Origin of the sequence: Neisseria iguanae (genome assembly GCF_003013245.1) — a bacterium.
Taxonomy (GTDB): domain Bacteria; phylum Pseudomonadota; class Gammaproteobacteria; order Burkholderiales; family Neisseriaceae; genus Neisseria; species Neisseria iguanae.
In genome coordinates this window covers 1-11110 of sequence record NZ_PXYY01000086.1, presented here as the reverse complement: position 1 = coordinate 11110, position 11110 = coordinate 1, and the positions used below count along the sequence as shown (strand labels likewise).

Below are 11110 nucleotides of genomic sequence, written 5' to 3'. Positions count from 1 at the left end.
CAGCTGCACGGGCCGTTACTTCCGATACAGAAAATTGAAGAATTTTTTCCGTGTAGATTTGCTTGGTTTGCAATGGGTTACCTTCATTTTTTAATGTATAACCCGACTGCTCATCTGCGTCAGCCCCTTTTTAAAATGTCGGTTTATTTCCATTCCAAAGTCGAAATCCGCCACACCAACACCACAGCCAAAATAGCACAAATCATATAAATCAAGCTGGAAATACCGTGCCATATGCCGAATGAGCCTCCGGTCAAACTCAGCAGCCAGTTTGCAGTTTGGTTTTTATGCGCTTCAATTACCGGCGTAATCAGAAATTGATTGACTGCCAAACCCGTCCATAATAGCGCAATCAGTTTGCCGTTTATTGAGCAGACATGCTGCACCACCGTCGCACGTTTACCGACAAAATACACCAAAGCCCAAATCACCAATCCAGTGTAAGAAACGACACTAAACAGCTTGCCTGCAATCGCACCTGCCTGTAATTTGGGCAAACTTTCAAACAACACCGGTGCGGCAATATAGCCTGCCATCACTTGCCAGCCCAGCCACACACCGGCCAATGCAGTTGTTAATTTATTCATGGTATTCTCCTTCTATAATCAGGCTGTCTGAAAATATCCGCTTTCAGACGGCCTAATTCAAATCCGCTATGGATTCATCCCTTTGTTATCCCGATGGATTCAGATGTATTGAACCGAAATAATATCGTATTCGCGTACACCACCCGGAGCCTGCACTTCTGCCACATCACCTTCTTCTTTGCCGATTAAGGCACGTGAGATTGGCGAACCAACGTAAATTTTGCGCGCTTTGATGTCGGCTTCATCTTCACCGACGATTTGGTAAGTGACTTGCTCCCCGGTTTCTAAGTCTTCCAAGGTCACGGTGCTGCCGAACACGATTTTGCCTTCGGCATGGATTTCGGCAGGATTAATGATGTGTGCCAGAGAAAGTTTGTTTTCCAATTCGGAAATACGGCCTTCGATAAAGCCTTGACGTTCTTTGGCCGCTTCGTATTCGGCATTTTCAGACAAGTCACCGTGTGAGCGTGCTTCGGCAATCGCTTCAATGACTTCCGGACGGGCAACGCTTTTGAGATGTTGCAATTCTTGTTTCAACAATTCTGCGCCGCGTATGGTCAAAGGAATTTTTTGCATATTATGTTCTCCGTAAAGCGTTTGTACACTTCTTCATCGATGGTTCGCGCCCACGGTGAGATTGGACGCGGGTGCAAAATAAAAATACAAGCCGCCTGTTTATCGGCGGCTTGCTCGTAAAAAGATTGAATAGCGTTATTCTACCATCAAACCTGAAAACCGCAATCCTCAAATCTGATTTCGTGGTTTTCCGTCGCTTATTTGATAACATAAGCCACAGGCCGTCTGAAAATTGAATCGATATTTTCAGACGGCCTGTTTATTTCTTAGCAATTAAAACGGAATATCGTCGTCAATATCGTCAACTGGCACAGCCGGTACAGTTGGCACGCGGCGTGCCGGTGCAGCAGGTGGCTCACTTGGTCTTTCTTGCTGATGAGCCGGAGCAGATTGGTAAGATTGCGGCGGTGCCGATTGTTGGTAACTGCCTTGTGAACCTTGGTAGCCGCCTTGGTCATAGCTGCCATCATCATAAGGTGCGCCGCCTGAATTGTCATTGCGGCCACCCAGCATTTTCATTTCACTGGCTATAATGTCGTAAGCAGTGCGTTCGATGCCGTCTTTACCTTGGTACTTGCGGCTTTGGATACGGCCTTCCAAATACACTTGGCCACCTTTACGCAAGTATTGTCCGGCGATTTCAGCCAAGCGGCGGTACATGGTGATGTTGTGCCACTCGGTACGCTCTTGACGTTGGCCGTTGCGGTCGTTCCATGTTTCGCTGGTGGCTACGCTGAAATTACACACAGCCTCGCCATTGGGCATGTAACGGACTTCCGGATCACGACCCAAGCGGCCGATAAGAATAACCTTATTCAATGACATATTAATCTCCTGAAATGATTTTTTCCGCCGCTGACTGGTCGAAACCTTTTTGCAACGCTTTAATATAAACAGTTTGTTTGTCTTGGCTGAACGTCACCGCTTCCACACCCGATAATTCGGAAAGCGCGTGGTAAAGCGCATCGGTTCGTTTCTGCCATTGCGGTTGCACCGCATAAGCAATATTTTTCACCGGCTTTGGCGCGGGCGAAAGCCATGCAATCGACAACCATAACAATACCAGCATGCTGCAAAACGCGAAAACGCCGTTAAAACCGTAATGCTGGAACAACACTCCGCCAACTATGCCGCCGGCAAACAGGCCGATTGACTGCATGGTGTTGTACACACCCATCGCCGTACCTTTCAAATCCGACGGCGCAATTTTCGACACCATCGACGGCAGGCTGGCTTCCAACACATTGAAGCCGATAAAATAAACAATCATAAACGCCGTAATGAGCCAAATCGAACTTAAGCCGAACATCAACGCGATTTGCGCCGAGGCGATACAGCCGATGCCGAATATAAAAACCTGCTTCAGCTTGTTGCGCGTTTCACCGACAATAATCAGCGGCACCATCAGCACCAAGCCAATAATGGCCGCCGGCAGATACACTTTCCAATGCTGGGTTTTCAACAGACCTAAGTCTTCCATGGCAAAAGGTAAAGTCGTAAACAAAGCCATTTGCGCCGCATGCAGCACGAAAATACCGAAATCCAAACTCAATAACTGGCGGTTTTTCAACACTTCGGCCATGCGTCCCGGCTGTGCTTGTGCATCATCATGCAGACGCGGGTTTTCGGGATTCGGGGTCAGCCAGGCCACTACGGCGATACTGATAAGCGTTAACGCGCCAGTCAATGCAAACAAACCCTGCACGCCAATCCAAGTGGCTATCACCGGTGCGGCGACCAAGCTCACAGAGAAAGTTAAACCGATACTCAAGCCAATAATCGCCATTGCGCGGGTGCGCACTTCGTTACGTGTCAAATCCGCCAACAAAGCTGTTACCGCCGCACTTACCGCGCCTGCGCCCTGTAGGGCGCGTGCCACCACCAGCATAGTTAAGGAATCTGCCGCCGCCGCTATGAAGCTGCCGCCGGCAAACACAATCAGGCCGACATAAATCACTTTTTTACGGCCGAATTTATCCGAAGCCATGCCCATCGGCAATTGCAACAACGCCTGCGTCAAGCCGTAAATACCCATGGCAAGGCCGATTAATGATTTATTGTTTTCCGCGCCGGGCAAGGTCGCCGCGTATAAAGCCAACACCGGCAACACCAAAAACATACCCAGCATGCGCAGCGCATAAACCCCGGAAAGAGTCGTGCTGGCACGCCATTCGTGCGCAAACATTTGTACGCGGTTATCTCTAGCCATCAGTATTTTTCAGACGGCCTGATGAAGCATGAAGCCGTCTGAAACCTAAAAAAATCGTTAACGGAAAGATTATACAGGATTCAAATCTCTTTGCATTTGCTTTATCGCAGCTGCCTGATTCTGTATGCAAAATCACCAACAGACCGAGCTCTTTTTTATTTATCCCCGGATTTGAGCGCGATTCAAAGCGGCAGCATGGCAGAACGTGCAGACAGGCATTTCATGAAAAGGCCGGGCGTTTGAGAAGCACATTGCGAAGAACCGTAACCGGAGCGGGGGATTTTGCAACAGGCCGAGAGGTTGGAAAAGGCCAGGTTGCCGGCACTTTTTATGCATAATAGTTTTTATTCTTTTATAAAATCAGTCTTCAAGCAAAAACAAAAAGTTTAAACAACACTGGGATTTTCTACCGCCGGCCGCCTCAAAGTCAGCCGTGCCACTGCCAGCGGTTTTGCCATGCACCCAACACGGCGTTGGGATATTTGTTGCTGCCCAAGCTGCCGTTAAACCGTGCCAATGCACGCCTCAGATTGCCTTTTTCCACATTATTATAGTGGCGCAAAATGGTGCAGCCATAGCGTAGATTGGTGCGGATGTCGAAAAGATTGTGCGAAGGTTTTCCGATGTAGTTTTTCCAAAACGGCATCACTTGCATCAAACCGCGCGCACCCGCGCCGCTGATGGCGTATTGGCGGAACGCGCTTTCCACCTCAATCAACCCCAACACAATCTGCGGATCCAATCCGGCACGGCTGGCTTCGTAGTGAATATTGATGAGCAGACGGCGGCGTTCGAGCGAATCTGGAACAAATCTCGCCAAACGCGCCAACATGGTTTGCAGCCAGCGTTCGCCTTGGGCCGCATTGGCAAACACCAAACGCGCGGGATTGACATTATTGATGGAGCCGCGCATCACTGAAGCCACGTCGTCCGACAAGGTTTCCTCTCGTTGCGCCCCGGCAACGGCCAAAGCAGGGCTGAAAAGCAACGCGCCGCCCGCAATCAGTAAGCGGCGGCGTGGCAAAAATTCTTCAGGGTGTGGGTAAGCTGTTTTTTCCATGGGCTGACATATTGATATTGTGTTTGAAGTTATTATTAATAGATTTATGCCTTTCAACAGACTGTCTGAAAATCCGGTCGTTTTCAGACAGTCTGTTATTATACGATTATCTTTGCACTGAATCAAAGGATATCCGCATTAGGGGATGACAGCATTTTTTGCGCCATGTAACATAACGGTTTCATTCTTCCACCCCCTGTTAACTCCCATGACTGCCCCCAGCTCAAATCTTCTTGCTTCTGTGGATTTAGGATCCAACAGCTTCCGCCTGCAAATCTGCGAAAACAACAACGGCCAACTCAAAATCATTGATTCCTTCAAACAAATGGTGCGCTTTGCCGCCGGCTTGGACGAACACAAAATGCTCAGTGAAGAATCACAAAACCGAGCTTTGGAATGCTTGGCCAAATTCGGCGAACGTCTACAGGGTTTCCCGCCGGAACAAGTCCGCGTGGTGGCCACCAACACCTTCCGTGTAGCCAAAAATATCGCCCGATTCATTCCTAAAGCCGAAGCCGCTTTGGGTTTTCCGATTGAAGTCATTGCAGGTCGCGAAGAAGCGCGTTTGATTTACACCGGCGTGGTACACACCCTGCCACCCAACGGCGACCGCATGCTGGTAATCGACATCGGTGGCGGCTCGACCGAATTTGTCATCGGTTCGGAACTCAAACCAACCAACACTGAAAGCCTGGCTTTGGGCTGCGTCACTTACAGCATGCGTTTTTTCCAAAGCAAAATCACCGCCAAAGATTTTCAAGCCGCCATTTCCGCCGCGCGTAACGAAATCCAACGCATCAGCAAAATGATGAGGCGCACCGGTTGGGATTTCGCCGTTAGTACTTCCGGTTCGGCCAAATCCATCCGTGATGTATTGGCTGCCGAATACCCGCAGGAATCCGACATCACTTACGACGGCATGAAAAAACTGGCCGGCCGCATCATCGCTGCCGGTTCGGTGAAAAAAGCCAAATTCAACGGTCTGAAAACGGAGCGTGTGGAAGTCTTCACCGGCGGCTTGGCCGTAATGATGGCCGCGTTTGAAGAATTGGAAATCAAAAAAATGATGGTTACCGAAGCCGCTTTGCGCGACGGCGTATTCTACGACTTCATCGGCCGTAAATTAAACGAAGACATGCGCGACCAAACCACTGCCGAATTCCAAAAACGCTACCATGTCAGCCAGAATCAAGCCAAACGTGTGGCCGAAACTGCGCAAGCATTCATGCAAAATCTGTGCTTGGCGCTGAATGTACCAGTACAGGATTTGGCCAACTGGAAACAATTCCTGCGCTGGGCAGGCTTGTTGCACGAAATAGGCTTAGACATCGCCCACACCGGCTACCACAAGCATTCGGCCTACATTTTGGAATACGCCGATATGCCCGGGTTTTCACGTAAAGAACAAATCATCTTGTCGCAATTGGTGCTCGGTCATCGCGGCGATTTGAAGAAAATGGCCGATATTGTCGGCGACGATCAAATGCTTTGGTATGCGATTTTATCCCTGCGCCTGGCGGCGCTCTTCTGCCGCGCACGCCTGCCGCTGGAATTGCCGAACCAGCTGCAATTCCGCACCGACGAAGAAAAACAAAGCGTGTTGCTGCGCATCAGCTTGTCTTGGCTCGACAAGCACCCTTTGATTGCTTCTGCTTTGGAATACGAAAGCCAACAATGGAACAAAATCAATCAGCCTTTTGATGTGCAAACACTCTAAATCAAACGGCTGAAGCCGTCTGAATATGCAGACGGCCTGTTTCTTTATTCAAAATCAAGAATGGTTTTTCTGCCAATTGTTGAATGACGCCAACGCCCGCTGAATCAGGTTTTGCAATTATATCCACTCTTCATCGGATAATCCGGCAAACATGTCTTTTTCCAAATTACGGCCAATGGTTTCCGCCACCAAACTGATTCTGCACCCCGCTTGTTCAAATACAGGCATTGACGGCAGTGGTCGCGTTCGCCAACCTTACAGGTAATCAGGCCGCATTGAGTCAAAGCCGCCAGATTTTTCGACAACAGCGTTTTGTCCGGTGCCAAATTTTCCAAAAGTTCGGTCGGCGGGCTGCCGGGCATACTGTGCAGCAAACGCAACACATGCAGCTCGCGGATTTTCAAACCCACGGCATCATGATAATAAACATCAGCCGCTTTAGTCGCCGCCGAACTGATTTGCACCAAACGGTCGGTAAGGCTTGCCATGATTTCGTCCTTTTCTTTTTAACATATTGATTTTATTTATTTCCATACGGTCTGAAAGACCGTTCTTGCAAAAGCTTGGGCGCCAACCAGACTGAATATCCAACCATATTATTAACATCATTAAGGCCGTCTGAAAATCCAATTTATTTTCAGACGGCCTCAGTTATATCCACCCGAACCCATTACGGACAAGGATTGCTGATTTCCGCATGTACCCCGTTAATCGCGTCCAACACATCTTCACTTAACACGATTTCCGCCGTAGCAATGTTTTCACGCAACTGTTTGAGCGACGTTGCGCCGACGATGTTGCTGCTGACAAAACTTTGCTGCGTCACAAACGCCAAAGACAATTGCGTTAACGTCAAGCCCGCATCTTCGGCGATTTTGGCATAACGCTCTACTGCTTCGTCCGCTTTCGGTTTGGTATAGCGTTGGAAACGTTCAAACAAGGCCAAGCGGCTGCCTTCCGGTTTCTCACCATGCCGGTATTTGCCGGTCAAGACACCAAAGGCCAGCGGCGAATATGCCAACAAAGGCACATCTTCACGCAATGAAATTTCACTCAAGCCCACTTCATAGCTGCGGTTGAGCAGGTTATACGGATTTTGCACTGAAGCCACGCGCGGCAAATCAGTTTTTTGTTCATGATGGTTGAGATAGCGCATCACGCCCCACGGCGTTTCGTTTGACAAGCCGAAAGCGCGGATTTTGCCCTGCTTCACCAACTCACCCAGAGCATCGACGATTTCCCCAACCGGTGTAAACGTTTCGTTATCCGACAATTCGGTCATGCCCAATTTACCGAAGAAATTGACTTTGCGTTCCGGCCAATGCAGTTGGTACAAATCCAAATAATCGGTATTCAACCGCTGCAAACTGGCATCGCAGGCTTCCAAAATTTGTGTGCGGGAAAAATCATTGCCGTTGCGGATGTAGCTTTCCAGACGGTTGGCACCGGTCGGACCGGCAATTTTGCTGGCCAACACAAAATCATCGCGTTTACCGCGCGCCTTAATCCATGAGCCGATGTAACGCTCAGTGGCGGCATAGGTTTCCTTACTCGGTGGCACGGGGTACATTTCCGCCGTATCGATGAAGTTTACGCCGTTGGCCAAAGCATAATCCAATTGCGCGCGGGCTTCCTGTTCGGTATTTTGCTCACCCCAAGTCATAGTGCCCAAGCAGATTTTGCTGACTTCAATACCGGTGCGGCCGAGTTTACGCTGTTCCATGAAATTCCTTTCGATTTTTGTTTCAAACGGCCTGATGGTTTAATTTTAGGCCGTCTGAAAAAATAGCTTAATAATTGCGGCGGCGGAAAAAAAACGCACCGTCGTTGTCGGCTTCTAAAATATAGCGGCCGGTTTGCACGGCGGCATAGCCGGATTTGTTTTCGGAATACGATTTCAAACCGGCATGGCTCACGAGGTAATCAGTAAGTTTCACACCGTCTTGCGCCACATTGTCCACCAGCTTGGCAAACAATGTATGGCAAATGCCGTTTTGGGGCCAGCCGATGTTTTTACCGCCGTCGGTTTCCATGCATTTGCCGCGAATCATTTCCAAATCATTGCTGCGCCCGCCGATTAATTCGACCTGATTACCCCCGCCTATTTTTTCAATGGTGTAAACCACGCTCGGCCTGCCGTCGGCCGCTTGGCCTGCTTGCGGCGTGCCCAAAACCAGTCCGTTAATGGCGGTTTCATCAATATATTTCACTTTAAATACAGGCTTCGGCGGCACACCGGATTGCGCTTCCCCGGCTGTTTGGTCGGATTGGCCGCCACAGGCTGCCAGCATCAGGGACATTAACAACAGTGAATATTTCTGCATGATTTCTATTCTCATGATTCTGGATGATTCGGAAAGTGTTATTATAGCCTTCCTGCAATGGTTTTAACACCCGCCGCCTCTATGAAAACCCCATGATTTGGAACATTATTATCCTCCACTTGCTCGGCATGATGAGCCCGGGGCCTGATTTCTTTTACATTGCCCGCACTGCCGCTTTACACGGACGCAAAAATGCCGTATTTGCCGTGTTCGGCATCGTCACAGGCGTAATGTTTTGGGCAGCCGCCACCATGTTCGGCTTATCCTTGCTCTTGAAAACTTTTCCAATGCTCAATACAGTGTTGACGTGTTTGGGCGGCAGTTATTTGATGTATCTGGGTCGGAAAATGGCCAATATACGGCAAAACGCCGATTTCCGCCACACAGAATCGGCTGCCGACCCCACGCCTACTGGCCCGTTGACCGAAGCCAAAAAAGGTTTGCTGGTCAATCTTTCCAACCCGAAAATCGTGGTGTATTTCAGCAGTGTGATGTCGGCAGTGTTGGCAGATATCACTGAAACATGGCAAATCACCGGCTTATTGGCGCTGCTTTGGGTGGAAACCATAGTCTTTTTTACAAGCTTGGCGGTTTTATTTTCCGGTCAGGCCGCCAAACGTTTTTACAGCCGATACAGCCGCTATTTGGATAACTTTTCCGGTTTGTTTTTCTTGTGTTTTGGTGCACATTTGATTTATAAAGCTTTATTTTCCTAGCCACTTAAACCAAGGCCGTCTGAACATTTCAGACGGCCTGAGGCCTTTTCCGAATCCCCCATCTTTGATACATTGCTTCGCGCTGCGCTTCTCAAACGCTTGTCTATTTTCGTGATATATCTGTGCGTTCCCCAAATACTAATGCTTTGAACTGTACCAAAGATGAGGATTTAGAGGTGGGGATTTGGCAAAGATCTCAGCTTTTATTGTAAATACATATGTAAAAATATGCTATAAGACTTTGAATTTAATAAGCTATTTGATAGAATTGGCTAATTTGGTAGCGAAAATAACCAACAATAAGGAGATCTGCAATGTTCTGGTTCATTCTGGCCGCCGCCCTGTTGATACTTGAGCTCTTTATTGGCACGATTTATCTGATGGTAGTAAGTACCGCCTTATTCGGTGCGGGCTTGGTCGCATGGCTCACGGCAAATACCGTTGCCGCGATTTTAACGGCGGCTGTTTTATCCGCACTGGGGATTTGGTGGGCGCGGGACTGGATTCAAAAGCACCGCAAACCGGAAGACATTGAGAATCTCGCCAACGATCTCGACATCGGCCAAGCCGTGCAGATTTCACGTCATCTGCACACCGATTATTACGAAGTCGTTTACCGTGGCACGCATTGGCAGGCACAGGCAGTCAACACGCTATCTGCTACCGCCGCACACACCGGCGTGATCACCGGCAAAAACGGTAATATTTTATTGATTCACTTAAATTAATTCATTTACATCAAGGAGAAAACATGGAAATTTTATACAGCTTTCCGATTCTGATTTTGGCCGTAGTAGTCATCTTCGGCTTCAAAGCATTTGTGGTCGTACCACAGCAGGAAGCCTATGTGGTCGAACGCTTGGGCCGTTTCCACAAAGTGCTCAATCCGGGTTTGAGCATTCTGATTCCCTTTATCGACCGCGTAGCCTACAAACACACGCTGAAAGAAATCCCTCTGGATGTGCCGAGCCAAGTATGTATCACGCGCGACAATACCCAGCTCACGGTTGACGGCATTATCTATTTCCAAGTCACTGATCCTACACTCGCTTCATACGGCACCAGCAACTACATCATGGCCATCACCCAGTTGGCCCAAACCACCCTACGCTCGGTCATCGGCCGCATGGAGTTGGATAAAACCTTTGAAGAGCGCGACGAAATCAACAGTATCGTCGTAGCAGCGTTAGACGAAGCGGCAACATCTTGGGGAGTGAAAGTATTACGCTATGAAATCAAGGACTTGGTTCCTCCGCAAGAAATTCTGCGCTCGATGCAGGCACAAATCACTGCTGAGCGCGAAAAACGCGCCCGCATCGCCGAATCGGAAGGCCGTAAAATCGAGCAAATCAACTTGGCCAGCGGCCAACGTGAAGCCGAAATCCAACAGTCCGAAGGCGAGATGCAGGCTGCCATCAATGAATCACGCGGCCAGAAAGAAGCGCAAATCAACCGCGCCCAAGGTGAAGCCGAAGCCCTGCGCCTGGTGGCTGAAGCCAATGCCGATGCCATTCGCGCCGTTGCCGCCGCTTTGCAGCACCCGGGCGGTAACGAAGCGGTGAATTTGAAAGTAGCCGAACAATACGTCGAAGCCTTCAGCAAACTGGCCAAAGAGAACAATACTCTGATTATGCCGGCCAACATCGCCGACATCGGCAGCTTGGTCTCTGCGGGATTGAAGATTGTGGAAAGGAATAAAAATTCTTCATCAATCTTAAAATAATTGCTAATTAACAAGATAAGGCCGTCTGAAAAGATAAACAGATTATCTTTTCAGACGGCCTTGCTTTATTTGGGGCTGACGCAGATGAGCAGTCGGGTTATACATTAAAAAATGAAGGTAACCCATTGCAAACCAAGCAAATCTACACGGAAAAAATTCTTCAATTTTCTGTATCGGAAGTAACGGCCCGTGCAGCTG

12 protein-coding genes are annotated in these 11110 nt (G+C 49.0%); 4 read left to right on the top strand and 8 right to left on the bottom strand.

All coding sequences use genetic code 11. The annotated features are described in order from the left end of the window. Positions 1-143 precede the first annotated feature (143 nt). The 5 genes from C7N83_RS11135 to C7N83_RS11115 all read right to left on the bottom strand — a co-directional run bounded on the left by C7N83_RS11135 (position 144) and on the right by C7N83_RS11115 (position 4432). Positions 144-587 carry a DUF4149 domain-containing protein gene (locus C7N83_RS11135; protein WP_106742697.1) on the bottom strand — a complete coding sequence of 148 codons (444 nt, stop codon included), beginning with the start codon at positions 585-587 and terminating at the stop codon, positions 144-146. A gap of 99 nt (positions 588-686) precedes the next feature. Further along, on the bottom strand, positions 687-1163 hold the full coding sequence (greA, locus tag C7N83_RS11130; RefSeq protein WP_106742695.1) for a transcription elongation factor GreA: 477 nt from the start codon (positions 1161-1163) through the stop codon (positions 687-689). 273 nt (positions 1164-1436) lie between these two features. After that, positions 1437-1988 carry a single-stranded DNA-binding protein gene (locus C7N83_RS11125; protein WP_106742694.1) on the bottom strand — a complete coding sequence of 184 codons (552 nt, stop codon included), beginning with the start codon at positions 1986-1988 and terminating at the stop codon, positions 1437-1439. 1 nt (position 1989) lies between these two features. Beyond that, entirely contained in the window at positions 1990-3372 is a 1383-nt protein-coding gene (locus C7N83_RS11120) for an MFS transporter (RefSeq protein ID WP_106742692.1), read from the bottom strand. 427 nt (positions 3373-3799) lie between these two features. Further along, a complete protein-coding gene (locus C7N83_RS11115; RefSeq protein ID WP_106742691.1) occupies positions 3800-4432 on the bottom strand; it encodes a lytic transglycosylase domain-containing protein in 633 nt (210 codons plus the stop codon). 208 nt (positions 4433-4640) lie between these two features. Between C7N83_RS11115 and ppx the strand changes: the two genes are divergently transcribed. Further along, the gene (gene ppx, locus C7N83_RS11110; RefSeq protein WP_106742689.1) at positions 4641-6149 is read left to right on the top strand and encodes an exopolyphosphatase; all 1509 of its coding nucleotides are present in this window, start codon (positions 4641-4643) and stop codon (positions 6147-6149) included. Positions 6150-6253: 104 nt separating this feature from the next. Here ppx and C7N83_RS11105 read toward each other — a convergent pair whose 3' ends face one another. The 3 genes from C7N83_RS11105 to C7N83_RS11095 form a co-directional block, all read right to left on the bottom strand. Further along, the gene (locus tag C7N83_RS11105) at positions 6254-6637 is read right to left on the bottom strand and encodes a MarR family winged helix-turn-helix transcriptional regulator (RefSeq protein WP_106742687.1); all 384 of its coding nucleotides are present in this window, start codon (positions 6635-6637) and stop codon (positions 6254-6256) included. Positions 6638-6819: 182 nt separating this feature from the next. Then, positions 6820-7872: an NADP(H)-dependent aldo-keto reductase gene (locus C7N83_RS11100; RefSeq protein WP_106742686.1), complete on the bottom strand. Its 1053-nt coding sequence runs from the start codon at positions 7870-7872 to the stop codon at positions 6820-6822. Between the two features lie 67 nt (positions 7873-7939). Next, positions 7940-8473, bottom strand: coding sequence for a hypothetical protein (locus tag C7N83_RS11095; RefSeq protein ID WP_106742698.1), 534 nt, complete (start codon positions 8471-8473; stop codon positions 7940-7942). 92 nt (positions 8474-8565) lie between these two features. Between C7N83_RS11095 and C7N83_RS11090 the strand changes: the two genes are divergently transcribed. From C7N83_RS11090 to C7N83_RS11080, 3 genes are all read left to right on the top strand, one after another. After that, positions 8566-9189: a LysE family transporter gene (locus C7N83_RS11090; protein ID WP_106742684.1), complete on the top strand. Its 624-nt coding sequence runs from the start codon at positions 8566-8568 to the stop codon at positions 9187-9189. Between the two features lie 314 nt (positions 9190-9503). Then, complete coding sequence (locus C7N83_RS11085) at positions 9504-9917, top strand: NfeD family protein (RefSeq protein WP_106742682.1); 414 nt, start codon at positions 9504-9506, stop codon at positions 9915-9917. Between the two features lie 23 nt (positions 9918-9940). Then, on the top strand, positions 9941-10912 hold the full coding sequence (locus C7N83_RS11080; RefSeq protein WP_106742680.1) for an SPFH domain-containing protein: 972 nt from the start codon (positions 9941-9943) through the stop codon (positions 10910-10912). Positions 10913-11110: the final 198 nt, after the last annotated feature.

Excerpts from the sequence above, each read along its gene's own strand:
- C7N83_RS11135 (WP_106742697.1), bottom strand. The coding sequence starts at position 587 with ATGAATAAATTAACAACTGCATTGGCCGGTGTGTGGCTGGGCTGGCAA.
- greA (WP_106742695.1), bottom strand. The coding sequence starts at position 1,163 with ATGCAAAAAATTCCTTTGACCATACGCGGCGCAGAATTGTTGAAACAA.
- C7N83_RS11125 (WP_106742694.1), bottom strand. The coding sequence starts at position 1,988 with ATGTCATTGAATAAGGTTATTCTTATCGGCCGCTTGGGTCGTGATCCG.
- C7N83_RS11120 (WP_106742692.1), bottom strand. The coding sequence starts at position 3,372 with ATGGCTAGAGATAACCGCGTACAAATGTTTGCGCACGAATGGCGTGCC.
- C7N83_RS11115 (WP_106742691.1), bottom strand. The coding sequence starts at position 4,432 with ATGGAAAAAACAGCTTACCCACACCCTGAAGAATTTTTGCCACGCCGC.
- ppx (WP_106742689.1), top strand. The coding sequence starts at position 4,641 with ATGACTGCCCCCAGCTCAAATCTTCTTGCTTCTGTGGATTTAGGATCC.
- C7N83_RS11105 (WP_106742687.1), bottom strand. The coding sequence starts at position 6,637 with ATGGCAAGCCTTACCGACCGTTTGGTGCAAATCAGTTCGGCGGCGACT.
- C7N83_RS11100 (WP_106742686.1), bottom strand. The coding sequence starts at position 7,872 with ATGGAACAGCGTAAACTCGGCCGCACCGGTATTGAAGTCAGCAAAATC.
- C7N83_RS11095 (WP_106742698.1), bottom strand. The coding sequence starts at position 8,473 with ATGCAGAAATATTCACTGTTGTTAATGTCCCTGATGCTGGCAGCCTGT.
- C7N83_RS11090 (WP_106742684.1), top strand. The coding sequence starts at position 8,566 with ATGATTTGGAACATTATTATCCTCCACTTGCTCGGCATGATGAGCCCG.
- C7N83_RS11085 (WP_106742682.1), top strand. The coding sequence starts at position 9,504 with ATGTTCTGGTTCATTCTGGCCGCCGCCCTGTTGATACTTGAGCTCTTT.
- C7N83_RS11080 (WP_106742680.1), top strand. The coding sequence starts at position 9,941 with ATGGAAATTTTATACAGCTTTCCGATTCTGATTTTGGCCGTAGTAGTC.